This is a genomic window from Paenibacillus sp. P3E (genome assembly GCF_001909045.1).
Lineage (GTDB): Bacteria > Bacillota > Bacilli > Paenibacillales > Paenibacillaceae > Paenibacillus_AQ > Paenibacillus_AQ helianthi.
The window spans coordinates 111,997-136,889 of record NZ_LVWH01000220.1; the positions used below are offsets into that span (position 1 = coordinate 111,997).

Annotated in this window: 26 protein-coding genes; 22 read left to right on the forward strand and 4 right to left on the reverse strand. The window is 50.8% G+C overall.

Annotated elements, in window-relative coordinates:
* The first annotated feature begins 156 nt into the window (after positions 1 to 156).
* The 3 genes from A3842_RS28450 to A3842_RS28460 all read left to right on the forward strand — a co-directional run bounded on the left by A3842_RS28450 (position 157) and on the right by A3842_RS28460 (position 4,485).
* Positions 157 to 813, forward strand: coding sequence for a DUF6483 family protein (locus tag A3842_RS28450; protein ID WP_074103534.1), 657 nt, complete (start codon positions 157 to 159; stop codon positions 811 to 813).
* A 113-nt stretch (positions 814 to 926) separates the two neighbouring features.
* A complete protein-coding gene (locus A3842_RS28455) occupies positions 927 to 2,120 on the forward strand; it encodes a class I SAM-dependent methyltransferase (RefSeq protein WP_074084971.1) in 1,194 nt (397 codons plus the stop codon).
* Between the two features lie 193 nt (positions 2,121 to 2,313).
* On the forward strand, positions 2,314 to 4,485 hold the full coding sequence (locus tag A3842_RS28460; protein ID WP_074103535.1) for an O-antigen ligase family protein: 2,172 nt from the start codon (positions 2,314 to 2,316) through the stop codon (positions 4,483 to 4,485).
* A 128-nt stretch (positions 4,486 to 4,613) separates the two neighbouring features.
* On the opposite strand, the gene A3842_RS28465 is transcribed toward A3842_RS28460, so the two are convergent.
* Positions 4,614 to 5,267, reverse strand: a complete 654-nt coding sequence (locus A3842_RS28465; RefSeq protein ID WP_178382429.1) for an SdpI family protein — start codon at positions 5,265 to 5,267, stop codon at positions 4,614 to 4,616.
* Between the two features lie 2 nt (positions 5,268 to 5,269).
* On the reverse strand, positions 5,270 to 5,602 hold the full coding sequence (locus A3842_RS28470) for an autorepressor SdpR family transcription factor (protein ID WP_074085078.1): 333 nt from the start codon (positions 5,600 to 5,602) through the stop codon (positions 5,270 to 5,272).
* Positions 5,603 to 5,967: 365 nt separating this feature from the next.
* Between A3842_RS28470 and uptA the strand changes: the two genes are divergently transcribed.
* The 12 genes from uptA to A3842_RS28525 all read left to right on the forward strand — a co-directional run bounded on the left by uptA (position 5,968) and on the right by A3842_RS28525 (position 14,066).
* The gene (gene uptA, locus A3842_RS28475; RefSeq protein ID WP_074103537.1) at positions 5,968 to 6,582 is read left to right on the forward strand and encodes an undecaprenyl phosphate transporter UptA; all 615 of its coding nucleotides are present in this window, start codon (positions 5,968 to 5,970) and stop codon (positions 6,580 to 6,582) included.
* Positions 6,579 to 7,145 (forward strand): thioredoxin family protein, encoded by a 567-nt coding sequence (locus tag A3842_RS28480; RefSeq protein ID WP_074084967.1) that lies wholly within the window; start codon positions 6,579 to 6,581, stop codon positions 7,143 to 7,145. Before uptA ends, A3842_RS28480 begins: the two co-directional genes overlap by 4 nt.
* Before the next feature lie 6 nt (positions 7,146 to 7,151).
* Positions 7,152 to 7,781 (forward strand): MBL fold metallo-hydrolase, encoded by a 630-nt coding sequence (locus A3842_RS28485; protein WP_074084966.1) that lies wholly within the window; start codon positions 7,152 to 7,154, stop codon positions 7,779 to 7,781.
* A gap of 188 nt (positions 7,782 to 7,969) precedes the next feature.
* Positions 7,970 to 8,146: a hypothetical protein gene (locus A3842_RS32760; RefSeq protein WP_167374681.1), complete on the forward strand. Its 177-nt coding sequence runs from the start codon at positions 7,970 to 7,972 to the stop codon at positions 8,144 to 8,146.
* A 59-nt stretch (positions 8,147 to 8,205) separates the two neighbouring features.
* Complete coding sequence (sigY, locus tag A3842_RS28490) at positions 8,206 to 8,745, forward strand: RNA polymerase sigma factor SigY (RefSeq protein WP_083609777.1); 540 nt, start codon at positions 8,206 to 8,208, stop codon at positions 8,743 to 8,745.
* A gap of 16 nt (positions 8,746 to 8,761) precedes the next feature.
* A complete protein-coding gene (locus A3842_RS28495; RefSeq protein ID WP_143186392.1) occupies positions 8,762 to 9,055 on the forward strand; it encodes a YxlC family protein in 294 nt (97 codons plus the stop codon).
* Positions 9,052 to 9,273, forward strand: a complete 222-nt coding sequence (locus A3842_RS28500) for a hypothetical protein (RefSeq protein ID WP_074084963.1) — start codon at positions 9,052 to 9,054, stop codon at positions 9,271 to 9,273. The genes A3842_RS28495 and A3842_RS28500 overlap by 4 nt, the downstream gene beginning before the upstream one ends.
* Before the next feature lie 48 nt (positions 9,274 to 9,321).
* Positions 9,322 to 9,513 carry a PLD nuclease N-terminal domain-containing protein gene (locus tag A3842_RS28505; protein ID WP_074084962.1) on the forward strand — a complete coding sequence of 64 codons (192 nt, stop codon included), beginning with the start codon at positions 9,322 to 9,324 and terminating at the stop codon, positions 9,511 to 9,513.
* Entirely contained in the window at positions 9,513 to 10,424 is a 912-nt protein-coding gene (locus A3842_RS28510; RefSeq protein ID WP_074103540.1) for an ABC transporter ATP-binding protein, read from the forward strand. Before A3842_RS28505 ends, A3842_RS28510 begins: the two co-directional genes overlap by 1 nt.
* A complete protein-coding gene (locus A3842_RS28515) occupies positions 10,421 to 11,191 on the forward strand; it encodes an ABC transporter permease (protein WP_074103541.1) in 771 nt (256 codons plus the stop codon). The genes A3842_RS28510 and A3842_RS28515 overlap by 4 nt, the downstream gene beginning before the upstream one ends.
* A 160-nt stretch (positions 11,192 to 11,351) precedes the next feature.
* On the forward strand, positions 11,352 to 11,735 hold the full coding sequence (locus tag A3842_RS28520) for an ATPase (RefSeq protein ID WP_074084959.1): 384 nt from the start codon (positions 11,352 to 11,354) through the stop codon (positions 11,733 to 11,735).
* A 303-nt stretch (positions 11,736 to 12,038) separates the two neighbouring features.
* Complete coding sequence (locus tag A3842_RS28525; protein ID WP_074103542.1) at positions 12,039 to 14,066, forward strand: FAD-dependent oxidoreductase; 2,028 nt, start codon at positions 12,039 to 12,041, stop codon at positions 14,064 to 14,066.
* An 18-nt stretch (positions 14,067 to 14,084) separates the two neighbouring features.
* Here A3842_RS28525 and A3842_RS28530 read toward each other — a convergent pair whose 3' ends face one another.
* Entirely contained in the window at positions 14,085 to 15,728 is a 1,644-nt protein-coding gene (locus A3842_RS28530; protein ID WP_074103543.1) for a PucR family transcriptional regulator, read from the reverse strand.
* A 183-nt stretch (positions 15,729 to 15,911) separates the two neighbouring features.
* Between A3842_RS28530 and gatC the strand changes: the two genes are divergently transcribed.
* The 7 genes from gatC (at position 15,912) to A3842_RS28565 (ending at position 24,326) form a co-directional block, all read left to right on the forward strand.
* Positions 15,912 to 16,199, forward strand: coding sequence for an Asp-tRNA(Asn)/Glu-tRNA(Gln) amidotransferase subunit GatC (gatC, locus tag A3842_RS28535; RefSeq protein WP_074084956.1), 288 nt, complete (start codon positions 15,912 to 15,914; stop codon positions 16,197 to 16,199).
* A gap of 23 nt (positions 16,200 to 16,222) precedes the next feature.
* Positions 16,223 to 17,680, forward strand: a complete 1,458-nt coding sequence (gene gatA / locus A3842_RS28540) for an Asp-tRNA(Asn)/Glu-tRNA(Gln) amidotransferase subunit GatA (protein ID WP_074103544.1) — start codon at positions 16,223 to 16,225, stop codon at positions 17,678 to 17,680.
* A 97-nt stretch (positions 17,681 to 17,777) separates the two neighbouring features.
* On the forward strand, positions 17,778 to 19,211 hold the full coding sequence (gene gatB / locus A3842_RS28545; RefSeq protein WP_178381968.1) for an Asp-tRNA(Asn)/Glu-tRNA(Gln) amidotransferase subunit GatB: 1,434 nt from the start codon (positions 17,778 to 17,780) through the stop codon (positions 19,209 to 19,211).
* Positions 19,212 to 19,307: 96 nt separating this feature from the next.
* On the forward strand, positions 19,308 to 19,778 hold the full coding sequence (locus tag A3842_RS28550) for a GNAT family N-acetyltransferase (protein WP_074103545.1): 471 nt from the start codon (positions 19,308 to 19,310) through the stop codon (positions 19,776 to 19,778).
* Positions 19,779 to 19,819: 41 nt separating this feature from the next.
* A complete protein-coding gene (locus A3842_RS28555) occupies positions 19,820 to 21,745 on the forward strand; it encodes a DUF4097 family beta strand repeat-containing protein (protein ID WP_256701910.1) in 1,926 nt (641 codons plus the stop codon).
* A gap of 124 nt (positions 21,746 to 21,869) precedes the next feature.
* Entirely contained in the window at positions 21,870 to 22,301 is a 432-nt protein-coding gene (gene perR, locus A3842_RS28560) for a peroxide-responsive transcriptional repressor PerR (protein ID WP_074084952.1), read from the forward strand.
* A 303-nt stretch (positions 22,302 to 22,604) separates the two neighbouring features.
* Entirely contained in the window at positions 22,605 to 24,326 is a 1,722-nt protein-coding gene (locus A3842_RS28565) for a glycosyl hydrolase family 18 protein (protein ID WP_074103546.1), read from the forward strand.
* A gap of 128 nt (positions 24,327 to 24,454) precedes the next feature.
* Here the strand turns inward: A3842_RS28565 and A3842_RS28570 are convergent, their stop codons facing one another.
* Positions 24,455 to 24,820: a DUF2614 family zinc ribbon-containing protein gene (locus A3842_RS28570; RefSeq protein ID WP_074084950.1), complete on the reverse strand. Its 366-nt coding sequence runs from the start codon at positions 24,818 to 24,820 to the stop codon at positions 24,455 to 24,457.
* Positions 24,821 to 24,893 lie beyond the last annotated feature (73 nt).

Below are 24,893 nucleotides of genomic sequence, written 5' to 3' on the forward strand. Positions count from 1 at the left end.
AACACTATTCCTGATCTCTTCGGCCATAGGCTAGTTAAGTAGCGCATAGATGTGTAATGGTTTAAGATGAATTCAAAGGGCAGCCCAGCCGTAAGGGGTGGCCGTTAAGAGAAGCATAGCAGTCCATGCGCTGCAGCTATGGAAGGAGTGTGCCATATGTTCCGAAAAGACTACATCGTGCGGATGATTGAGGATATGACGGCGATGGTTGCCAAGGTAATGACACTTAAGCAGGAGAAAAAGACAACCGAAGCTTTGTGGGAGGTCGATGAGCTGCTGATCCGGCATTTCCGCCTGAATTCCCGGCTGCTGAATTCACTGTCCGTAGAGGATATTATCGATATGTATCTGCTTGGAGGCGTTGTGGAATCCGATAAGCTTCAGGGTGTGGCGCGGCTGCTTAAAGAAGAAGGACAAATCTATGCTGCGGCTGGAAACCAAGATGCGGCTTTGTTCAGAGCGATGAGGTCACTGCATCTTTTTTTGTACGCCGATCTTCATGGTGCAGAACGTGAATTGCTGCAGATGCCGGCTGACATTGATGAGCTGTTAATAGAAACGCAGGCGTATAGGCTTCCGGCAAAAACAGAACGGCTGCTGCTCACCTACTTGGAATCCATCGGGCGGTATGCCAAAGCAGAGGACAGCCTCTACAGACTCTGGGAGCAAGGGGAGAATGTTGCCCGGGAAGGCAAAGAACTGTATGACCGTCTGTTGCTGAAAAGCCCGGAGGAACTGGAACTCGGCGGTCTTCCGGCACAAGAGGTTAGAGAAGGCAGGGATGAATGGGAGAGACGGCTACAGTTCCACTAAAAAAATGCTATACTACATTAAGAAAATTCAGGAGAACAATTGTCTCCCATGTTATGAATAACTATGACCTAAATGTATAACGCTATAATTTATTTTTGCGTGACGAAAGTGAGATGTACCCTGTGGAATCTTTGAATGCATTGATTGAACAAGTCATAAGCGGCCGTACTCTGATTACGGCAACTCTTAGCCAGCTGCGCAGCAAAGGCGAGACCCCCTACACCAAGGTTCAGGTGAAACCTGTGGAATTAAAGGGCAAGCTGAATTATCAGTTTGCCTATTATACCGGTCCCAAGGTTGAACACCGCAATATTCCGGCTGAGGCTGCTGCGGAGGAATTGATGTCATTGCTGAGAGAGACGTTCCGCCAAGGACTGCTCTGTACCATTGAGGCAGATTATCAAGTGTTGATCAGTAAAAAGTACAAGGTTTCGATTCTGACCAAATCGCCGAGCAAGCAGGAGGCTCCGGACTTGGCCCATAACCGCCGCAAGCGGTATGTGCTGGATGAAGGAGAACCTGTGCCGTTTCTGGTGGAGCTGGGCATTATGAACAGCGAAGGAAAGGTGCTGGCTAAGAAATACGACAAGTTCCGCCAGATCAACAGGTTCCTGGAGATGGTGGAGGATGTGCTTAACGATCTGCCGGCTGGCCGTCCATTGACCATTGTTGATTTTGGCTGCGGCAAATCCTATTTGACCTTTGCCTTGTATCATTATCTGGCCATCCGCGAGCAGCGGGAGCTGAACATTGTCGGACTCGATCTCAAAGCCGATGTCATTGAGCATTGCAGCGCGCTTGCGTCAAGGCTCGGCTACGACAAGCTACGCTTCCTGGTTGGTGATATTGCGGACTATAACGAGCTGGATCAGGTCGATATGGTCGTAACACTTCATGCCTGCGATACGGCTACTGATGCTGCACTGGAAAAAGCCGTCCGCTGGGGCGCATCGGTGATCCTGTCAGTTCCCTGCTGCCAGCACGAGCTGTTTGCCCAGATCGAAAGTGAGGTGCTGAATCCGCTGCTGTCGCACGGAATTCTGAAAGAACGCTTCTCCGCCCTCGCTACCGACGCGATCCGGGCGAAGCTCCTGGACCTCATGGGTTACCGGACACAACTGCTGGAGTTCATCGATATGGAACATACGCCGAAGAACATCCTGATCCGCGCTGTCAAAAGCGCAAGCGGAGACAATGCCGCCAAATGGCGCGAATACAGTGCATTCCGTGACTTTCTTGGTGCGGAACCGTATCTTGAACGCGCCTGCACTGATCTGCTGCCGATAAAAAGCAGCCTGGAGGGTTAAACCCTTTAATAGGATGAATAGTTAATACCATGACAGGACGGATGGTTCCCGGAGGGAACAACCGTCCTGTTTTAAATTTATGGATTAACATGGCCCCGCTATAGATGATCCGGATATTCAGCTACGTTATCTTTTGTTTCAGACTAAATCTGGAAATACTAAAGGTAACTTGATTCATACAGGAGAAATTCGAATGCGGTGGAATAAGCGGCTGAACAGCCCGGAGCTGAATATAGTGTATGTTTGTGCAGGTACGGTATTTACTGCGGGGGTGGCAGCCTGTCTGTTGAGGGGGCTGTTTTTTACCGGGGAGATATATCCGTTTCTCACGGTGTGGTTTGCACTGTGCGGGCTTCTTGTCGCCCCGGTGCTGGCTGTATTTGAATTGCACAAGAGGACTGACGGAAGAGGTCAAGAATCCGGGGGCCCTGTGGTGAAAAAGGCCGCTTTGACCCTGCTGGGCTGTCCGCTGGCCATCCTTGTTCTTTATGCATGGACAGGGCTGCGGGGGCCTATATCTGCGCAGGGGACACTGGATGAGCTGCTCCGCTGGGGATTGTATGCTTCTTTTGCCGTACTGGCCTATTTCTGTGCGGGATACCGGCAGGGTGCCCGGCTTCTGGGGGCGATGTGGCATGCGATGGGAATGGCCATCAGTTTAAGCGCATTGTTTGCAGTATGTGCCGGGTTCAAGCTCCCCTATGCGGTAGCATATACTTCAGCGCCTGAAGTCAGCGCCACAGGCGCCAGACTGGCAGGTCTGCTCGAGTATCCGAATACGTTTGGAGCAGTGATGGCTGTTTTCCTGCTGGAGCGCCTGTTTGCTGCTGCTTCCCTGATGGAATCGGCTAAGTCCAGGCCATCAGCGATCAAACAGTCCGTAGCTACTGGAGTGTATGGCATGCTGCCGCTGTTCCCTTATGCCGCCGCGCTGCTCCTCAGCGAGTCGCGCGGCGCGTGGTTGTCCGCGGCCTTCGCCGGCGCCGCGGTCCTGCTCTGGAAGCGGCAGCTCTGCGCGCCGCTTCTGCTTGCCGGCGCCGCGCCTATGGCTGCTGCGGCGCTGTTCTACCGCCAGCTGGCCCGTGCCGGGCTGGCGGTAGAGCCTGCACCCGGCCTGCTGCTGCTGGCCGGGCTGTGGGGCGCCGCGCTGCTTGGCGGCGCGTGGCTGTGCTGCCGCCGGCGAGTCGCGGCAGGCGGGGGCTGCGCCGCCAGGGTGGCTCTGGCGGCGGTGATGTGGACGGCGGCGGGCAGCGCCGTCCTCTTGCAGGTACGCGAGCGGATAACCGGACCGTCATCGACGGTCGCCGCTCGCGGGCTGCTCTACCGCGATGCCTGGAAGCTCGCGGCAGAGGCACCCTGGCTGGGACGCGGGGGCGGGACTTGGCGGAGCTCGTATCTCGCCGCCCAGTCCCGCCCCTATGTGGGCAGCCAGGTGCACAATGGATACCTCGACCTCCTGTTGAACCTGGGAGGCGTCGGCCTTGCCATTCTCCTGCTGCTGCTGATCGCAGCAGGATGGCTGGTGGCAGCAGCAGCGCCCAGGCTGTTGCCGTCCCTGCTGGCGCTTGCCCTGCACAGCGCCGTCGATTTTGACTGGAGCTACGGCCTCATGTGGCTGCTGCTGTTCCTGCTGCCAGCGCTTGCCCGGGCCGAGAAGCTTCACAGCGTTGTCGCAGGCGAACCGCCACAGCTCCCCGCATCCGCTGAACCGCCACCCGTTCCTGGCGGACCGGGAAGGCCTGCTGCGGCGGCCGCACTGCTTTTCAGTGTGGCGCTGGCACTTTTCATCCTTTCCTTCCAAGCGATGAAAGGGGAAACACTATATAAGCAGGCGGCTGGCACCTCGCAGAATAGAGAGAGAATTGTTCTACTGCGGCAATCCCTGCAGTGGAATCCTCGTGATCCCATGACAGCTGCCGCTTTATCCCGCATGCTTCCAGGGAACCAGGGTCGTGACCTGATTTTGAAGAGTCTGAAGTACTCCCCAGAGAATGCTGCTTTGAAGTGGGAGCTGGCAAAACGGGCTTTGGAAGGGGAGCATCCGGGAACGGCAATGTACTGGGTGCGAAGAGGCCAGCAACTTGATGTTTTTAATGCGGCCAAACGCATAGAAGCGGCAGAAGGAATGCTGGACATGAGTGTACGCAGACTCCGGGAGGGGGACTGGACAAGCGCGCGCCAGAGTGCGGAAGCCGGTTTGGAGCTGCTGCGGCAGTACCGTCTGTTGGGGGAACGGGAGAGTGGGAAGGGAATTCAACACAATGACCGCCGTTTTGGCAATGTACAAGAAGCCGAAGGCTTAGGCCTTCGGCTGAAGGGAGTACGTTCTGAAGCCTGGCATTTGGAGATGGCAATCCGTTTGTAAGCGGGCAGACGCGTTGCCTGAACCAAAGTCTTAATCTTGTGAAATCATGCCGTTACCCAATTCCTTCCTTATCAGGGACGGCAGCACAGCGTGGGTTGCTTTATTCTAAGAAGTTGTATCTCCTGTTCTTAAGCTCTACTGCGGGGAGAGATCAGCCACGAATACGCCAAAGGCAGTAAGATGGCAATCACCAGTGCTGCAATAATCATACTCATAGACAAGTTTTTGGGTAAAAATGCTCCCAGCACGATCAGCAGACCGCCGATCATCCACATTCTACCGGAGAAACGGTGTGTCTTCCGCCATACCTCCGGGCTGGCCAGCGTCCAGGCTGTGCGGATGCCTGTGAAATAGTTGTCCCGGATCTGGGGCATAAAGTTGCCGACTACAACAAACAGCAAGCCCAGAACGACCATAGCAATTTTTCCGGCAGGAATGCTTTGATCCAGACCATAAGAGACGTTCAGAATGAGCATGGCATCGAACACAGCTGCGATCACTAGACGAATCATTTTGTAGGCAGTTTGAAATTTACTGTAATTCTCTTTCTTTGGATCAATATTGCGGATGAACTGCATCGCGAACGGGAAAACCAGCCCCATAAAGCCCGTCAAGGCGATAATGGAACCTTTGCTCCAGTACGAGTTAACCTCACCGCTGATGCTGAAATGGGCAGGGAGCTGGTCGGGCAGCCTGCTGTAATTGACCAGTGCATAACCCAGTGAGAGAACACCTAGAATCACAATCATCGTGTCCTGCCATTTCCATTTGAAATCCTTCATCATCAATCAACCTCCTTGTTTTTCTCTTTACTCTGCTTTGGCTTGGGTTCTGTACTGCTTGGCGTTTCACTCTCTTTTCCCGTACCCGTAAACTCAAGGAACCAGCCGAGCACCTCTTCCAGCACAGTCGTATCGAGCGAATACAGAATAAATTGCCCCTGACGTTCGTCCTGTACCAGTCCCGCATGTTTCAGGGCATTAAGATGATGTGAGATACTGGGCTTTGACATGTTAAAATAATCGGCGATCTCCCCGGCAGTACGATCCTTTTCCCTAAGCAGCCGTAGAATCTGTCTCCGGGTTGGGTCAGCCAGCGCTTTGAAGGATTCGTTCATCATTCACCTGGCCTTTCGATATTTAAATAATTATCTAAATATATAATATTTCTTTTAGGATTGAAATGTCAATGGGCATTTTCATACCGGAGCTGCAACATTGATTTCTTCTTGAAATATAAGGATTTATATGTTTCACGCTATAAATCATCCTTCTATTTCTCGCTGAAACGGATTCCGTCCCTAAAAAGGACGGCGAAGCCGTTTTCACTTGCCAGAAAGGTTTTCAGTTTCCCTTAAGTAGAAGTCGTAAGCCCGCATATGCTAGAATAGGCTAGGAGAAGCTGGGTACATAGAGTGGAATCGCTAAAAATCTATAGAACGTAAAGCGAATTCCGCGAAAAAAACGGGAGGAGGAGCTGCATTTGCATGTTATTTCTGATCTGATCTCGCAGTTATTTGAATGGATTCAGAGTCTTGGGTATTTCGGGATTATGATCGGACTTATGATTGAGGTTATCCCAAGTGAAATTGTACTGGCCTATGGCGGTTATCTGGTCTCGCAAGGAGAGATTAATTATTTCGGCGCGGTGCTCTTCGGTACGGTAGGCGGAGTTGTGGCCCAGATATTTGTATACTGGATTGGCCGTTATGGCGGCAGACCCGTTCTGGAGAAATACGGGAAGTACATTTTTATCAAGAAAAAGCATATTGATCATTCCGAGGAATGGTTCAATAAGTATGGCACCGGTGTTATCTTCACGGCCAGGTTCATTCCGGTTGTGCGCCATGCCATATCCGTTCCAGCCGGGATCTCGCGCATGCCGCTGGCCAAGTTCACCTTGTTGACCACGCTTGCCGTAATTCCATGGAGTGCGCTGTTTGTCTATTTGGGTTATACGCTTGGCGACAGATGGAAAACAATTGATGAAGTAGCTGCCAAATATACGAACGAGCTTATTCTTGCGGCCCTTGCTGTCATTGTTATATACTTCCTGTTCAAATGGTACAAATCCAAGAAGAAAGGTAGTGCAGTATGAAGCAGAATGTAGCCCCTAAATTCGGTCAAGGCCTTACTCCGCGCCAGTTCGTGGAAGGCATGACGAAGAACCAGCAGGTATTCGAATCATGGTATGAAAAATTCGCCTGGGAAGATGCAGACGACCGGGAGTACTTTGAAAGTTTGAACCACCGGGATGACCTTCGGGTACTGATACTCGCTGCGGATTGGTGTGGAGATGTTGTACGCAATGTGCCGGTCGTGTTCCGTATTCTGGAAACAGCAGGCATCCGAACCGAAGTGCTGATTGTGGAAGAAAATCAGGACGTTATGGATGATTATCTAACCATGGGCGGCAGATCCGTGCCAATCGTGATTTTTGCCGATACAGGCGGTTATGTGCTGGGTCATTGGGGACCCCGTCCAGAGCATGTGCAGTCGCTGATGAGAGCGTTCAAACAAGAGAATCCTGACCGCGAGGCTCCTGACTACGAGAGCAAAATTGCCGAAGTTCGCAAGGCGATGGGCCAAGCCTACGGGGAAGGAACGGAATCGCACGCAGTAATCGCCAAGGAACTGCGTAGCCTGATCTCCGGATTCTAAGAAGCGATGCTTAATATTCGTTCATATAATTTGGGATCACTTCAGACAAATGCTTATTTGCTTACCGGAGCGGACCCCGGACGTGGCATTATTATTGACCCCGGTGCCAATCCGGCAGCCCTTCTGCGGGCTGCTGAAGGAATGGAGATTGAGGCTGTTCTGCTCACCCATGCCCACTTTGATCATATCGCCGGGCTTGATGAGATCCGCAAAGCCAAGAAATGTCCCGTGTACCTGCATCCTATGGAGAGTGAGTGGCTGGGCAGTCCCAAGCTGAACGGCTCCCTCATGTGGCCGGATGTCACACCACCCATTAGCACAGAACCTGCCGAGTATGATCTGGCAGAGGGGCAGGTACTTACGCTTCTGGGGCTTACTTTCCGTGTCATGCATACGCCTGGTCATTCTCCGGGCAGCGTCAGCTTCCTCTGCGGAAATGATCTTTTTTCCGGAGACGTACTCTTTAAGCTGGGAGTAGGACGTACCGATTTGCCTGGAGGCCGGGAACGTGATCTTATTGATTCCATCCGGGGGAAATTATACCGGCTGGATGAGGAAGTCAGAGTATTTCCCGGCCATGGGCCACGGACAACGATCGGTTTTGAGCGGCTCCGTAATCCTTATGTCCCCATGTAGTGTTCTGCCTCGCGCCCAATCGACAATAAGCGGGAAAATACTGATGGACAAGAGACTACAAAGTTGCTACAATAATGTTAATTAAATGTAACATTTAACCTCGCGAAGCACGCAGACTGTGGAATAATCCCGGTTTGCGTTCTTTTTTTGTCTATTTTTAAGGGGAAAGGGTGCTAGGGGACGGGATCATGAAAAAAATTGAACAGAAAGTACACACCGGGGAAGAATATCCGGTACCAGTATCTATTACGGAAGAGCAGGAGAAGCGGGAATGTCTCTTCTGGAGCTTCCCGCACGGTAAGGGTGCGGTTCAGCCCTGGCGGCGTAGATTGTGGGAGCTGCAAAATAATTCAGATGGCGAATGAACGATTCACTTTACATATTCGTATTACATAGGAATGAACGTTTACAGATGGAGGAGCAGATGAGCGACGGGACGCACGATAGGATCATCAGAGCGCAGCAAGGCGATGCTTCCGCGCTGGCTGTGCTACTGCGGGATCATTATGCCTTTCTCTACAAATATCTGATCAAGGCAACCATGGACCCCTCGCTTGCGGAAGAGCTTGCCCAGGATACCATGGTCCGATGCATGGAGAAGATTGCTGCCTATAACGGAGCTTCTTCTTTTTCCTCATGGCTGATTACCATTGCTACCCGTCTGTATATCGACAGGAAGCGCCGCTGGAAGCTGGAGATGCAATGGAAACGGCAGGAAGAGGGAGTAAGGTCCATCCGCTGGCGTTTTGAGAGCCGGAATATGGAGTGGAGTGAGGTCCTTGATGCACTCTCACGCCTGACCTCCGCTCAGCGCATGGCAGTACTGCTCAAGCATTATTACGGTTATGGGTATGAAGAGATTGCTGAGATTTTGCAGATCCCTTCCGGCACTGCCAAATCTCGGGTAGCATCAGGGCTAAATCAACTGCGGAAGGAGCTTAGTGAGGATGAAGAAGGAGAATAATGAAGAATTACTTCGGATGCTATCGTCAGACCTTGCTCGGCTTGACGCACAGTTCGATGATATATCGCCACCATCCTTGCCCGGACTGGAGCAGCTAATCGCTGATGAAGCTCTCCGCAGGCAACGCCAGAGCCGCAGAGAGTTTCAGAGATTTTTGCTAGTAGGGCTGTTCTTGGTGAGCGTTGTCCTGTTTAGCTTGGGGTTTGCACCAGTAACGTACTGGATCCTTCAGGCGGCATTTCCGGTTGCCGCGCTTGGGGGCTTGGCGGTTATGCGGTTTAGGCTTCGGCGGGAGGACACAAAAGAGTGAATGAACTGCAGGAAGTGCCTTATTGGTTGTGGGGTTGTCTGGCTGTGGCACTGCTGCTCCAGGGCACCTTGCTCTTTAGGAATGCACAGAAGCGTGGCCGAGGCAAAGTGGCCTGGTTCTGGGGCTTATGGGGGTTAACCGGAATTCCTACACCGCTCATTTGTTATCTGTTGTTTGTGGTCTATTTTGACTGGAGAAAAGCAAATAGGAAGCCTTGATCAGCCGGACTGTGGTTCCGGAGAAGAATTTAAGGGGTGGGTGTACTCATGGATGAAATCAAATGGGGTTTAATTTGGCCGCTGCTTGTACTGCAGGCAGTGTTGGCCATAATCGGCTTAATTTCTTTGGCTAAGGCAGAACGGACACGGGGACCTAAGTGGCTGTGGGTTATAATATTGATTTTTGGCAATCTCCTGGGCAGCGTGGCCTATTTTACGATAGGAAGGAAAGAAAGCTGATGCCGCTGCTACAAGTTGCAAATTTACGCAAAGTCTATGGAGAGCATACCTCAGTGGACGGAATCTCTTTTGATATTGAAGCAGGGAAATGTGTAGCTTTACTAGGCCCCAACGGTGCAGGAAAGACCACCACCCTGCGTATGCTGGCCGGTCTGTTGCAGCCAAGCTCAGGGTTGATTTCTTTTGATGGCGGCAGCGGTGTGGATTACCGCAGTCTGCTGGGTTATTTGCCGCAATCTCCGGCATTTTACAGCTGGATGAGCGGGCAGGAGTATGTTGTTTTTGCTGCGAAACTTTGCGGTATCTCTTCTAGCGAAGCCGGGAGACTTGCGGCGGATGCGCTGGAACACGTAGGTTTGAAGGACGTATCCCGCCGCAAGATCGCGGGATATTCCGGTGGGATGAAGCAGCGGCTTGGTCTTGCCCAGGCGTTGGTTCACCGTCCCCGGCTGCTGCTTCTGGATGAACCGGTTTCTGCCCTTGATCCTATTGGACGCCGGGAAGTTATGGAGCTGCTGCGGGGGATCCGGGAGGAGACCACCATTATTTTTTCTACCCACGTCCTGCATGACGCCGAAGAAATATGTGACGATATTATCCTGATGAATCATGGTTTAATAGCAGAGCAGGGAACGCTATCCCGGCTGCGCTCACAATACAGCCTGCCTGTGATTCGCTTGAGTACGGGAATGGATGAGAAGGCACTGGGGTGGCTGCAAGATCTTGCACACAGATCCTTTGTTGAGCAGTCCGTGATCTACTCCGGGTCTGCTACCCTGAATGTCAGTGATATGGAACTGGCACGCCGGACTATTCTTCAGGAAGCCGCAAGCCTGGACATTTCATTGCTTCAATTCGAAGCAGGCTCTTCCACCCTTGAGGACTTGTTCATGAAGGTGGTGGGGGCATGAGGAAGGTATGGACGCTATACCATAAAGAAATGTTGGAGGCCCTGCGCAGCTATAAACTGATTTGGGTCCCGGTAGTATTTATGATTCTTGGTATTATGCAGCCGCTCACAACCTATTACATGCCTGAGATCCTCAAAGCATCCGGGAATGTGCCGCCTGGAATGCTGGAGGGCTATGAGATGCCGGGAGCGGCTATGGTAATGGCACAGACACTTGGTCAATATGGTACCATCGGTATGCTGATACTCGTGCTGGGCGTAATGAACAGTCTGGCAGGTGAACGGAGCGGAGGGACTATAGAGATGCTGATGGTCAAGCCGGTGGCCCCCGCAGCTATCGTCTCGGCCAAGTGGGCTGCCCAACTGACTACTCTTATTGTTGCTCTTGGACTGGGCGTAGCAGGAGCGGCCTATTATACAGAGCAGTTGATGGGTCCTCTTTCCTGGGGCAGGTTATGTGCAGGAGCCGGGTTATACGGGCTGTGGCTGCTGTGCGCTGTTTCGCTGACGCTGATGTTCAGCGCGTGGCTGCGCGGACCAGCGGCTGCGTTTCTGGGCTTGGGGTCTGCAGCGGCGATGTCGCTGGCCCATAGCCTGCTGCCATCGCAGCTAGGTTGGACACCCGCGGCGCTAACTGCCCAGTCTGCTGCAATCATTACAGAAGGAAGAGGCGGTACCTGGGGGCCTGCGTGTTCTGCAGGTGTTCTGATCGTAGTATGCCTTGCCGCCGCATCCCTCCTGATTCGCAGGAATAAACTACCGGATTGATAATAGCATGCGAAATTTGACGAATTTAATCGGTTTCTAGAATGTTATCTGCAAAAAAACAGCTGAACCCGCTTGCTGGTGCTGGACAGCTCTATCTTTTTTTAGTAGACTGTTGGAACAAGTAAGAGTTATGAAAGATTCCAGGTCAGGAGGTAGGGCGATGCTGCGTTTAGGTGAGAAGATTGTCATTGTCGCGGACGCTTTCGAGCAGAGTCTTCCTATCGGAGACTATGGCTACCTGATTGCTTATGACCGTAATCCTGACAATGCGTTTGATTACGTCATCCGTGTTCCGCAGGCCAACAGAAATTTCTATGTTACAGCTGAGGATGTCGAAGCGGAAGAGCAGTTGCTGGCAGCTCAGGCTGAAAGTGCAACGCATGAAGCATTGATAGACTATGCTTTGTCCACGCACAACGAGAAGCTGTTTCATCATTTGATGAATGGCGAAGAAGTGGAAGCAGTAGAGACAGAGACAACCACTAAGGAAAGCCTGTCCCAGGCGGATTTCATCAAACAGGTGAATCTTCGCGCTTGGATTTAAGGAAAACCGGCGAAAGCCGGTTTTTTTGTATTTCGTGTTTAATTTTTTGATATATAGAGCATCGCTGCTTCGGAAGTATACGCTCTTCTTACAGAGACCGGCGAGGCCGTTTCTACTTGTTACACAATAACAGTTCATATATTCAGCAATATGTATCAAATTCTCTCCCTTTTTTAGAACAGTTTGCTCCTTATCCCGTCCGTAGCAGCTATGCTACGCTTACAGCGAACGGACACCACTACGGGTGAAGCCTGCTTTCAGCAGTGGGCGGGGACCGACAGACTGCCAGGGGGAGATAAACAAATGAAAGCTTTCAGGAGCGCACTTTGTGTGCTGTTATGTATGTTGATGATTGTTAGTATCGCCGGTTGTAAAGGTGAAAAGGCTGGAGAACAGGTGATTCCTGCGGCTTCTGCACAGCAGGAGGACGGTACAACAGCGGCCGCAAAGACAGAAGGAAAGGCTGATCAGGTGGCCACAGGAAACGCAGCAGTAGTTACATACAAGCCGGGAACCTATACCGGATCAGCTAAGGGCCATAACGGATTGATAACGGTAGAGACAGTATTCAGTGAAACTGCTATTGTCTCGGTGAAGGTTACGGAGAGCTCGGAAACGGCAGGGGTTGGTGATGCCGCAAATGAGAAAATTCCCCAGCGGATTGTTGATAACCAATCTTTGGCTGTCGATGCTGTTTCGGGTGCGTCGCTAGCGAGCAAAGCCATTATTGAGGCAGTGCAGGACTGTGTCAAGCAGGCGGGTGCCGATCCGGCAGTGCTGCTGGTGAAGCAGGAGAAGAAGGGTGGCGAGGTGCAGAACATGGCCTTCGACGTTGTGGTGGTTGGTGCTGGAGCTTCGGGAACTGCCGCGGCGTTAGCCGCAGCAGAAGCAGGTAGTAGTGTGCTGCTGTTGGAGAAGACTTCGGTACCGGCCGGTGCAGGCACAATGGCTGGGGGAATGTTCACTACGGGCAGTAAGCTGCAGCAAGCGGAAAATCTGCCGGATTGTTCGCAGTGGCTGTATGACCAATATATGGAGACGAGCAATTATAAGGCCAACAGCCGTCTGGTCCGTGAAGTGATCAGCAAATCAGGCAGCACGGTAGACTGGCTCATGGAGAACGGTGCTAAATTTACGCTGATTGATCCGGGTGTAGGTGGACAGCCGGTGCATAAGGGTGACCCTAAGGCATTCGTCGGCTACGTGGACGGCGGTTCGGCAGCGATCGGTGCCCTGCATAAGTCGATTGAGAAAAAGGGCGGGAAGATTCTATTCGATACAAAAGGCGAATCGCTGATTATTGACGATAAAGGTGCTGTAATCGGTGTGAATGCTACACAAACGGATGGCACCAAGCTGGTGATTTCCGCTAAGTCCGTTGTGCTGGCTACCGGCGGTTATGCCGCCAATGCCAAGATGATGAAGCAGTATCTGGGCGACAAAGCGCCACTTGGCTCCATTGCCTCAGCTACGGGGGATGGAATCAACATGGCCTGGAAAGCCGGGGCGGCTGAACTGGGTACAGATGTCGGGCAGTTCTTTTTCCTGAACGGTACAGAGAAGGGACTGGCCATGAAGCATGCTTCCGATATATGGACAGTGGGAAGTTATCCGTTTCTCTGGGTAAATAACAACGGTGAGCGTTTTACAAACGAAGAGGTGATCTTTGAGTATGCTGCGGCAGGGAACGCGCTGTATGAACAGCCGGGCGGAGCGGCCTGGATCGTTTTTGACCAGGGGACTGTTGATCAGATCAAGCAGAAGGGCTTTGTGTCTATTGCTGACATTTACGGCACCTGGAAGAATGATCCGCAGGCCTTCAAAGAATTTAATGAGCCGGTCAATACGGTAGCGCTGAACAAGTTCCAGGAGACACCTTATGACCTGACTCCTTTTTTGGAGGAAGGAATTGCAGCCGGGGCTGTGGTCAAAGGCGAGACCTTTGGTGAGCTTGGAGAGAAGGCGGGCATGAGCAAGACTGTCTTCGAGTCTACGGCCAAACGATACGCGCAAATGGCCAACGCTGGCAAAGACAGCGATTTTTACAAAGATCCCAAGTATTTAAGCAAGCTGGATAAAGGGCCTTACTATGCAGTTAATATCATGACACGTACACTAACGACTCTTGGCGGAGTCAAGGTCAACCAGAATATCCAGGCGGTTGATGACAATGAGAAGGTGATTCCGGGTCTGTGGGTAGCCGGAAGCGATGCGGGAGGCGTGTACTCCAGCAGCTATGTGATGTTTGAAGGTGGAACCTTGGGCTTTGCCTACATTTCGGGACGGATGGCCGGCGAGAATGCTTCCGGTTACGCCGCAAGTATTCAATAACTTAGTTACAATAAGGGGCTATACATGCCCCTGCCAGAATCGGGACGCACCTTGTCCCGGTTTTTTGGCATATCTGTCCCCGTTCTTCCAGTCTCCTGCTAACTCCAACATTTTAAAAGACATGCCCAGATGCAGCCCAAGCTCAGCGTCTCCTAATTGAATGTCGGCAATTTCCTGGATTTTTTTGATCCGGTATACCAGCGTGCTGCGCTGGATATGAAGAGCTTGTGCAGTCTTGGATTGATTGCAGACATTCTGCAAATAGCAGTACAGCGTTGTGGTGAAGCATGTATTGTACTGGCTGTCATATTCCAGCAGCACAGCCAGCGCCGGATGGCAGTGTGTTCGCAGCTTCTCTACGGATGTTGAGAGCTCTAGCAGGTCGTAGAGCACATATTTCTCATAGAAATAGAGGACTTCTCCTTTGTGAAGTGTAGAGCCGAGCTTCAGTGCCTTCCGCGCCTGCTGATAGTGTGGGCGGACTTCCGAAAGACAGTTGAAGCGTTGGCTGATGCCGCATTGCAGACTGTGGGCCAATAGGAGTGTCTGCAGATCCTGCAGATCTTCCGGCAGCAAACGTCTGCTGCTGCATCGCGTTGCTGCGGCGATAATGCAGCCTTTATAGATGAGTGTTATGGCTCCGGGCAGAATTTCCTCCAGCTTTTTGCTGAGAAATTGCAGCATGGTATTCTCCCGTTCGTAGTCCCGGATGGAGATGACAAGCATATAGCAGCCACTAGCCTTAGAGGTAGCCGAGGACAGGCGGCTCAATTCCGGAATAGGGTTCGGCAGAGAATCCTTCTCCAGAAGATGATACAGCAGATACTCGTCATATTTCCCGCTGGCATTGCTCAGGAAGCTGTCCTTCTGCATTTCCAGGCTGACCATTTTGCAGAGAACGGCGACAAGCTCATAATCAAATTCATGGAACGGGCGCTCGTATTCGAACACGGAGATAAAAGCTGCCAGCTGGCCGTTGATCCGAATGTTGGAAATCATATAGGCGTAGTTATCGATCTCATGTTCAATGATCAACTGCGGGTAGTCGTTTAGGTTGACCATTTCGAACCGTCGTTTGTTTCGGTACACGTCGTAGCAGGAACTGAACCCGCCTTTGCCGTCATAGGTTGCAAGAAATTCCGCAACGGGTGCATCCTGCTTCAATTGGCGAGGTGTTGCAATAAGAGTGAAGGACATATCGCATAAGGCAAAGGGGTTCTCCAGCATCCCATAGGCTTCATCGAGAAGCTTCTGCAAGTCGCAGCCCTGCAATAACATATTGTGTAATTTTTCACAATTAGTATTAAACCTCCGCCAGGCATACAGCAGATCTCTAAGCTCGTGATATACGGCTGCACCGCAGGCGGCATTCCGCAGCAGGATGAGGTTCTTGGCAACAGGCAGGTCGGAACAGCGGTTCAGCGCGTCATTGGCTGCGGCTGCACAGGGTGCGGCATACAGAATATTGATGCAGTCGCTGTCTAAGAGCAGCCCAAGACTCTCTTCGGAGCTGGTGATATAAAGAACTCCGGGATCCAGTAAAGTCAGGCGTTCCGTGTTCAGTTCCACCCCATATATAACGGTACAATCCTGACGGGATACTAGCAATTCAGTGTCATATTGTTCCAGCCTGGAGGAAATGGAGCATAGAGTTATTTGCATCGGAGATCATCCTTTTCACTGTTTTGGCAAGCCGAAGCTATTTCTGATCGCTCCAGTTTAACATGCTGCATAAGCGGTGAATTAGGAGGAAGCGCACAAGCACATTGAATTGTAGAGGCTTCTACAATATAATTAACACGTTATCCGGGCGCTTTAGCCCTTTAAACAGGAGGGATATTTCTAATGAGCATTACCATCAAAGATGTGCAGCATGTGGCCAAGCTGGCCCGCCTGCAATTAAGCCCGGAAGAAGAGGCAACCTTTACTGAACAGATGAATGCGATTTTACAATATGCTGAGAAACTGAATGAGCTTGACACAGAAAATGTAAAGCCGACAACCCATGTATTGCAAGTTAGCAATGTGATGCGTGACGATGTGGTGAAGGAGAGCCTGTCTCAAGAGGAAGCGCTGCTTAATGCACCGGAAGCTGAAGACGGACATTTCAAAGTTCCCGCAGTTCTGGAATAACTATAGAGAAAGGAGGAAGAATGTTGAGCCTGTTTCAATATCGATTACCTGAATTACATAACATGCTGCACAGCAAAGAGATTTCAGTTAGTGAACTGACCGAACAATCACTGGCTGCCATCGCTGAGCGTGATGGGAAGGTGCATGCATTTTTGACTTTAAATGAAGAGGGGGCACGCGCTTCGGCGCGGACGCTTGATGACAAGCTGGCTTCTGGAGCAGCCCGCGGACTGCTGTTTGGCCTTCCAGCTGGAATTAAGGATAATATTGTTACCAAAGGGCTACGCACAACATGTGCCAGTCAATTCCTCTCCAATTTCCAGCCGATTTATGACGCCACTGTTGTTTCCAAGCTGCGTCAGGCTGATGCTGTTACGATCGGGAAGCTGAATATGGACGAGTTCGCCATGGGCGGCTCCAATGAAAACTCTTCTTTCGGCCCGGTTCGTAACCCCTGGGATTTGGAGCGTGTACCCGGCGGCTCCAGTGGCGGATCTGCAGCAGCGGTGGCTGCCGGAGAAGTATTGTTTGCTCTGGGCTCCGATACCGGCGGCTCCATACGCCAACCCGCTTCGTATTGCGGAGTAGTCGGCCTTAAGCCTACTTACGGTCTAGTGTCACGATATGGTCTGGTAGCATTTGCGTCATCACTGGACCAGATCGGCCCGATCACACGAAATGTGGAAGACTCTGCTTATGTGCTTCAGGCCATTGCCGGCTATGACGCTCAGGACTCCACCTCGGCCAAAGTTGATATTCCTGACTATCTCAGCTCCCTCACAGGCGATATCTCGGGACTGCGGATCGCTGTGCCGAAGGAATATATCGGTGAAGGTGTAGATGCTTCTATCCGCGAGAAGGTACTGTCCGCACTGAAAGTGCTGGAAGACCTTGGCGCAGTGTGGGAAGAGGTCTCTCTGCCGCATACCGAATATGCGGTGGCAGCCTATTATCTTCTTGCTTCTTCTGAAGCTTCCTCCAATCTGGCCCGCTTTGACGGCGTGCGTTACGGTGCACGAGTGGATGATGGAGGAGGTCTGCTTGATCTGTACCACAACTCCCGTAGCCAAGGCTTTGGAGCAGAGGTTAAGCGCCGGATTATGCTTGGTACCTATGCACTCAGCTCAGGCTATTATGACGCTTATTATTTGAAGGCGCAGAAGGTGCGTACATTGATTAAACAGGACTTTGACGAAGTCTTTAAAAAGTATGATGTAGTCATTGGACCAACTGCGCCAACCACCGCCTTCAAGCTGGGCTCGCAGACGGAAGATCCGCTGACTATGTATCTGAATGATATTTTGACTATTCCGGTTAGTCTGGCTGGCATTCCTGCCGTCAGCATTCCCTGTGGATTTGCCGAGGGACTTCCTGTAGGCCTGCAAATTATCGGTAAAGAATTTGATGAGAGTACAGTTCTGCGCGTCGCGCATGCTTTTGAACAAAATACAGATTACCACAGAGAGTGTCCGCAGCTGTAAGTGCAGTCTTTGAAGCCAGGACTTCAGAAGCAGGTATTGCATGAAGATACTCACTGGAGTATAGGCTCACAAAACATTTAAGGGAATGAGAATAGATATGGCTAAATACGAAACAGTCATCGGACTGGAAGTTCACGTGGAGCTTCATACCAAGTCCAAAATCTTCTGCGGCTGCTCCACAGAATTCGGAGCTCCGCCCAATACACATACCTGCCCTGTCTGTCTGGGACATCCCGGTGTTCTGCCGGTACTGAACCGTCAGGCGGTGGAGTATGCCATGAAAGCAGCGATGGCACTGAACTGTACGATTGGTGACGTCAGCAAATTTGACCGCAAAAACTACTTCTATCCCGATTCACCCAAGGCTTACCAAATTTCGCAGTATGACCAGCCTATAGGCCTGAACGGCTGGATCGATATCGAGGTAAACGGAGAGACCAAGCGGATTGGCATCACCCGTCTGCACCTGGAAGAGGACGCAGGTAAGCTGACCCACGTTGATGGCGGTTTTGCTTCATTGGTTGACTTCAACCGTGTGGGAACACCTCTGATCGAGATTGTCTCCGAGCCGGATTTGCGCTCACCGGAGGAGGCTCGCGCCTATCTCGAGAAAATACGAGCGATTATGCAGTATTGCGACGTATCCGATGTGAAGATGGAAGAGGGCTCGATGCGCTGTGATGCTAACATCAGCCTGCGGCCGGAAGGCCAGGCGGAATTTGGCATCCGCGCAGAGCTTAAGAATATGAACTCCTTCCGCGGTGTGCTCCGGGGTCTGGAGTATGAACAATTCCGTCAGGGAGAGATTCTGGACGACGGTGGTATTGTGATTCAGGAGACCCGCCGCTGGGACGAAGCTCAGGGCAAGACTTTGTCCATGCGTGGCAAGGAAGAGGCTCATGATTACCGCTACTTCCCGGACCCTGACCTGATTGTGCTGCATATTGATGATGCCTGGAAAGAGTCGATTCGGGCCACCATTCCGGAACTGCCGGATGCACGGCAGAGCCGTTACACCGATCAATATGGCCTTACAGCCTACGATGCGGGTGTCCTGACTTCCTCCAAGCCACTGGCTGATTTCTTCGAAGGCAGTCTTGCCTTTACTAAGGATGCCAAAGCGGTTGCCAACTGGATGATGGGTGATTTACTGGCCTACTTGAACGGTGGCGGTTTGGAATTGTCCCAAGTGAAAATTACACCGCAAGGACTGGGTGAAATGATCGGTCTGATCTCAGGTGGAACCATCAGCAGCAAAATTGCTAAGACCGTCTTCAAAGAAATGCTAGAGAGCGGCAAGCTTCCAGCGGCAATCGTTGAAGAGAAGGGTCTCGTTCAAATCAGCGATGAGGGAGCGATCAAGCAGATCGTTGAAGCGGTTGTAGCTGCCAATCCCCAATCCGTTGAGGATTATAAGGCGGGCAAACAAAAGGCGATTGGTTTCCTTGTGGGACAGGTTATGAAAGAAAGCAAAGGAAAAGCGAATCCGGGACTCGTAAACACGCTGCTCGCAGAAGTATTGAACAGCTGAGTTTACCCGCTTTCGGGGTAATATACATTTGAAGCATAAGCGCTAGGGCTTGTCGGCAACGGCAGGCCTTTCGCGGCATATAAGGGGAATGTGCGGATGAACAAAATAATGAAGCTAGATCTGCAGAACGGGGGTACGCTCAGTGAGCTGTGGAGCCTTCAACACAAGGCTTACAGGCTGGAAGCAGAGATTATAGGGTTCCATGAAATCCCGCCGCTCATGGAGACCAGAGACATGCTGAGCCGCTCAGAAGAACTTTTCTATGGCAGTTTCGATGATCATGGGGATTTAATGGGGGCTGTTGCCGTTCTTGAAGAATCGCCGGGCAAGCTGACAGTGACCCGAATGATGGTGAATCCCGATTTTTTTCGTCAGGGGGTTGCGGGTAAGCTTTTGGAATATATTTTTGATTTATACCAGGACATGGAGCAATTTATCGTATCTACAGGCAAGCTTAATGTTCCTGCTGTTACACTGTATACCAAACATGGTTTTATTCCAGCCGGAGTAGAAGAAGTGGCTCCTGGCGTAGAATTAATCGAATTTCACCGGAACGGCCGGCTTTGATGAACAAGAACCACAGTCCCGATGACAGGAGGAGTCCCAAAATGAGTCCCGAGCACAATGATTCTACTATGCTTCCCATCAAGGAGGAAGGGGAGTATGGTTCTGCCGCGCAGGCAGGAGACGACGTACAGGAACAGACATCGCCTTTGATTCCTCCGCGCCTGAAGCGCCGTCCCCGCCGCAAACGCAAATTCATTGCCGGACTTTTGGCAGCGCTAATCCCGGGCACTGGACATATCTACTTCGGGCTGCTTCGTAAAGGCATTTCTTTTATTTTCATTATTCTGCTGGATATTGCTGCACTGCTCTACTTCTCATCGATCGGCATGCAGATTAATGTTCCACTGCTGATTCTGCTGGCTTTGATGATTCCGGTACTGTATTTCTACAATGTGTTTGATGTGCTGCAGTCGGCAGACCGTCTTTTGCGGTTGCCCGGAGAGCTGGACCCTGAATTGTCCCCTCTCCCGGAAACGAACAGAAAACGGCACCGTCTCGTCAGTGAACCGGGGATTTCGTTTGGGCTGATGCTGCTGCTAGGGGGGGCACTACTCTTTCTTTTCCGGCAAAAACCATCCTGGCTGCAATATTTTATTGAGCATTCTGCTGGTGTAACAATTGCAGCGCTGCTAACATTTTGTGGGATAGGGTTAGCCATCCGGGAGATCACCAAAGGGCTGTCCTGGCAGAACGGCAATGAATTGCGCAGCAGGCGGGTGGGCAGGTACACCGCTTCTATATTGCTGGTATCGGTTGGGATTTTGTTGTTCCTGGACTGGAGAAACGGAACCGATAATATGCTGTTCTTATTGAAATGGTGGCCGATCATAGCGGTACTTTGGGGGATGGAGTATCTGCTCATTTACTTCTCCGCACGGCGCCATGGACAGGGGAGGAAGCGATCCCGTTCAAGAATGGATTTGCGCGGACTGCTATCCGCTGTAGCGCTCGCAGCCTGTGTATTTATGGTCTCAGAACAGGAACATTATTTGCATCTATGGAATAAGGTGAGTCTTAATTTGACCGCTGCAGCTGTGGATTACGGCGAAGCCAAGGGAAGCAAGTTCCAAAAAGCTCCATTCGTGATTCCAGTTGAACTAAGCACTTCCAAAATCACAGTGGATGGCATCAACGGGGATATCCTCATTCATCGCGCACCTGTCGAGGATATCGAAATTGGAGCTACCGTTTGGGTGGATCAACTGGAAGGGGCAGTCGCAGAGGCTATCTCAGAACAGTCCTTTGTAGAAGTAACTGAAGGTTCCAACATCAAGATCACCCCCAAGGGCAAGGCGTATGGAGATTCCGGCAAACGTCAGCCTCGGATGGACCTTGATATCTCGTTGCCTGAAGACCGCCGGTTTAACCTGGAAGTGCGGACGATGAATGGTGGCATTACCTTGCAGAATGTGGAGGCCATAGAGAACATTAATCTGGAGACTGGGAATGGGGAATTGATTCTCCACCGCATTTTTGGCAATGTCAAAGGAAAGACGCTAAATGGTGCGGTTCGTGCCAGAACGGTTCAGGGCACAGTAGATTTGGCAACAAGCGGCGGGGATATGGCAGCCTGGGATGTAATGGGTTCGCTCAAGCTTTCGACTGCTGTCGGCAATATATCGGCAATGGGAAGCAGAGATGAGGTGGACCTGTCCAGCAAGAACGGAAACATGGAGATTAATGGGGCCAGATCGAAGCTGCATGCTGAGTCTCTCAATGGCAAAATCGATGTGCGCTCTTCCGACCTCGGGGGCAACTGGGATATCTATAGCGCTGTGGGGGATATTGATCTGTACCTGCCTATGTCAGGAAATTACACCATGGATGGCTCCAGCGGCTATGGAGACATCATTTCGAATATACCAGAGCTGACCATCGACAAAAAAAACATCTCCGGAGAAGTAGGCACGGGTGAGTTTAAACTGCATGTCGAAGGAAACAGCAACCTAAATGTGAGGAAATATTGAATTAAGTAATTTTTATTATATAATAATGAATATAATATACAGACTGCGTTGACAACATTGAAAGTCCAGTCTTACAATTACTTTAAAGTTATTATTATGTTCTTTACTAAAGGCGGTGGCATTGATGGGTAGTGGCGTACAACATGCATTGGAACAATTGAAGACAACCGGTGTCCGTATTACGCCCCAGCGTCATGCGATTCTTTCGTATTTGATGGAAGCAATGAATCATCCAACGGCGGATGATATTTACCGCGCGCTTGAGCCGCAGTTTCCGAGCATGAGTGTAGCAACGGTTTACAATAACCTCAAGATGTTTATGGAAGCAGGTATGGTCCGCGAGCTAACCTACGGTGATAATTCCAGCCGTTTTGATGCTAATGTGTCTGATCATTATCATGTGATCTGCCAGGAATGCGGCAAGATTGAGGACTTCAGCTATTCATCGCTGCATGAAGTGGAGCTTCGTGCTGAGCAGGCAACAGGGTTCAAAATCCATGGTTTGCGTATGGAGCTATATGGAGTCTGCAAATGCTGTGGCGAGAAAGCACATTAAATCTGCATCGTGTGAATTTCTTTAACGTGAGGAATCCGGTATCGGAATCCTCACGTTTTTTCGAAAATATAAGGATTTATATGTTTCACACTATAAATCATCCTTCGATTTCTCGCTGAAACGGATACTGTCCTTAGCAGGACGGTATCCGTTTCTACTTGATTTACAATGACTTTTTTCATGCGTTCCTATCAGATAAGACCAATCCTTCCAGCAGATTTACGCAACCAAAGAGTCTGAGATAGCGTATACTTAAGATTGGTTCACCGCATTCTAATTCTACTAGTGATCTGGAGGTACATTTTGAATACAAGACAGAGACAAAGACGCGTCAAGAAACGCGGAGGTCTTTTTCGCCGTTTATTAGCCCTTGTCATCATAGCCGCAGCAGCTTATTGGGTAGTTTTCTATGTCTTGCCGAACCGTCTGCACACCGATCCCGATTGGAAAGGTCTGGAACAGCCTGTTTTCGTTAAAGGAGAGCTGACCGACTATTCCGCTTCAGGTACCGGAGATACGCTGCTTTTGCCGCTTCCGCTGCTGCAGAAGTATGTAGATTCATCCATCCGTTATGAAGAAGAGACCAAATCCGTTATTTTATCTACAGACAATGAGCTTTTATATATGCAAGAAAATACAACTGCTGCCAGTCTGAACAACAAACCGCTTCAGCTTCGTCTGGCTCCAGAGGAAAAGAACGGAGTAACCTACCTGCCAGCGGACACGCTTGAAAACTTGTATGGTTTTGAGGTGGAAGAGGACAAGGATACCGGGGCTGTTCTTTTGATGACTGCTGGAGAAACGGTCCCGCTTGGTAAAGTCAAGGGTGAAGAGGGCGGGAAAACAAAAGCTCTGCGCAGTAAGGCGACCGTCCATGCTCCGATTATTGCCGACATGTCCCCTGGAACCGAGGTGAGAATTTGGAAATCGGACAATGAAAAATGGCTGTATGTGCAGATGAGCAGCGGATTCGCGGGCTATGTCAAAGCAAATGATATTATCAAGAATGGGGAGAAGAAAGTCGGTGTGAAACCGGTCACTCCCTCGCGCGCGGAACGCAGCTGGAAAGGCAAACCGGTGAATCTTTTCTGGGAAGCTGTATATGAACGTAAGCCCAACCCGGCCAAATTCGGCGACCTTCCCGGGGTCAATGTTGTCAGTCCTACCTGGTTCGAAATTGTCGATACCAAAGGGAATGTGCGCAGCAAAGCAGACAGCGCCTACGTCCAGTGGGCCCATAAGCAAGGGATAGAGGTTTGGGGGCTACTGACCAACAGCTTTAATGCTGATCTCACCACCCAGGCGTTATCAAGCTATGAGAAGCGGATGAATACGATCGTGCAGATGTTGGAATATGCTGATCTTTACGGTCTGGATGGAATAAATATCGACTTTGAAAATGTCTACACCAAGGACGGAGAGAACGTTACGCAGTTCATGCGGGAGCTGAAGCCGATGGCTCAAGCCAAAAATCTCATTGTTTCTATGGATGTCACTCCAAAATCAAACAGTGAGATGTGGTCGCTCTTTCTGGACCGTAAGGCACTTGGTTCAGTTACAGATTTCCTGATTGTCATGGCTTATGATGAGCATTGGGCGTCCAGTCCTACCGCAGGTTCTGTTGCTTCGCTTCCATGGGTGGAGAAAGCTGTAAGCCGCATCCTTGAGGAGGACGACGTTCCTGCGGAGAAGCTGGTTCTGGGTATTCCTCTGTATACCCGTATTTGGTCGGAAACCAAGGTGGATGGAAAAACCAAGGTTAGTTCCAAAGCTGTCAGCATGAATGCCGTTCAGGAAATCCTTGCCGAAAAGAAGCTGACACCTGTGCTGGATAAGAAATCAGGACAGAATTATGTGGAGTATACGGAGGATGGAATTCTTCGCAAGATATGGATAGAAGACAAGGTGTCGTTAAAAGCGAGGGTTGAACTGGCTCAATCATTTGGGCTGGGTGGCATAGGTTCCTGGAACCGCAGCTTTGCCGTTCCGGAAGCGTGGAAAACGTTGCAGGAGATTAGCGAATAGACAGCATCTATTGTAGACATAGCACAGGGGTTCCCTTAGGGAACCCCTGGTTTTTTATAATAGTATCTGTACTTACTTAAAAGAAGGAGAGGCTAAGGTTGGCCGGATTCATGCAGCAATATGACTCGCTAATGTTTTAACTGCTGCCCTTCAAGTTGCTCCGCAGTGATCGTTGCTTGTGCGGGGTCCATCGTGAGGATGGTATGGCAGAACATACAACGGTCCGTTTTTCCCAGCATTTTAGTCAGCTTGCGGCATTCTGGACATTCTACCTGGACTGCACTCGTTGAAAGCATGCCGGCCCAAAAATAGATCGCCAGACTGGCCATCATGGAGATCAAACCAATGACAAGGCCGATTGCAGCAACAACCTTTCCGGCCGAACCCCAGAATACAATACCCGCTGTTCCCAGGATCATTAGACCCATTCCGAGCATGGTAAGCAGCAGTCCCCAAGTGCGAAAAGCATTGATTTTAGCCGATTTAAATTTCATGAGTATTTGCTCCTAACTGAAATATAGTTCGGTTGTCCAGGAGGAACTGATATGAACATGTAGAATATTAATA

Bases quoted from the DNA above. Each gene is read 5' to 3' on its own strand.
- perR (WP_074084952.1), top strand. From the start codon at position 21,870: ATGGGTAGTGGCGTACAACATGCATTGGAACAATTGAAGACAACCGGT.
- A3842_RS28450 (WP_074103534.1), top strand. From the start codon at position 157: ATGTTCCGAAAAGACTACATCGTGCGGATGATTGAGGATATGACGGCG.
- A3842_RS28525 (WP_074103542.1), top strand. From the start codon at position 12,039: ATGAAAGCTTTCAGGAGCGCACTTTGTGTGCTGTTATGTATGTTGATG.
- A3842_RS28550 (WP_074103545.1), top strand. From the start codon at position 19,308: ATGAACAAAATAATGAAGCTAGATCTGCAGAACGGGGGTACGCTCAGT.
- A3842_RS28530 (WP_074103543.1), bottom strand. From the start codon at position 15,728: ATGCAAATAACTCTATGCTCCATTTCCTCCAGGCTGGAACAATATGAC.
- A3842_RS28485 (WP_074084966.1), top strand. From the start codon at position 7,152: ATGCTTAATATTCGTTCATATAATTTGGGATCACTTCAGACAAATGCT.
- A3842_RS32760 (WP_167374681.1), top strand. From the start codon at position 7,970: ATGAAAAAAATTGAACAGAAAGTACACACCGGGGAAGAATATCCGGTA.
- sigY (WP_083609777.1), top strand. From the start codon at position 8,206: ATGAGCGACGGGACGCACGATAGGATCATCAGAGCGCAGCAAGGCGAT.
- A3842_RS28570 (WP_074084950.1), bottom strand. From the start codon at position 24,820: ATGAAATTTAAATCGGCTAAAATCAATGCTTTTCGCACTTGGGGACTG.
- A3842_RS28455 (WP_074084971.1), top strand. From the start codon at position 927: ATGTACCCTGTGGAATCTTTGAATGCATTGATTGAACAAGTCATAAGC.
- A3842_RS28555 (WP_256701910.1), top strand. From the start codon at position 19,820: ATGAGTCCCGAGCACAATGATTCTACTATGCTTCCCATCAAGGAGGAA.
- A3842_RS28520 (WP_074084959.1), top strand. From the start codon at position 11,352: ATGCTGCGTTTAGGTGAGAAGATTGTCATTGTCGCGGACGCTTTCGAG.
- gatB (WP_178381968.1), top strand. From the start codon at position 17,778: ATGGCTAAATACGAAACAGTCATCGGACTGGAAGTTCACGTGGAGCTT.
- A3842_RS28515 (WP_074103541.1), top strand. From the start codon at position 10,421: ATGAGGAAGGTATGGACGCTATACCATAAAGAAATGTTGGAGGCCCTG.
- A3842_RS28470 (WP_074085078.1), bottom strand. From the start codon at position 5,602: ATGAACGAATCCTTCAAAGCGCTGGCTGACCCAACCCGGAGACAGATT.
- gatC (WP_074084956.1), top strand. From the start codon at position 15,912: ATGAGCATTACCATCAAAGATGTGCAGCATGTGGCCAAGCTGGCCCGC.
- A3842_RS28465 (WP_178382429.1), bottom strand. From the start codon at position 5,267: ATGAAGGATTTCAAATGGAAATGGCAGGACACGATGATTGTGATTCTA.
- A3842_RS28480 (WP_074084967.1), top strand. From the start codon at position 6,579: ATGAAGCAGAATGTAGCCCCTAAATTCGGTCAAGGCCTTACTCCGCGC.
- A3842_RS28495 (WP_143186392.1), top strand. From the start codon at position 8,762: ATGCTATCGTCAGACCTTGCTCGGCTTGACGCACAGTTCGATGATATA.
- A3842_RS28460 (WP_074103535.1), top strand. From the start codon at position 2,314: ATGCGGTGGAATAAGCGGCTGAACAGCCCGGAGCTGAATATAGTGTAT.
- A3842_RS28510 (WP_074103540.1), top strand. From the start codon at position 9,513: ATGCCGCTGCTACAAGTTGCAAATTTACGCAAAGTCTATGGAGAGCAT.
- A3842_RS28505 (WP_074084962.1), top strand. From the start codon at position 9,322: ATGGATGAAATCAAATGGGGTTTAATTTGGCCGCTGCTTGTACTGCAG.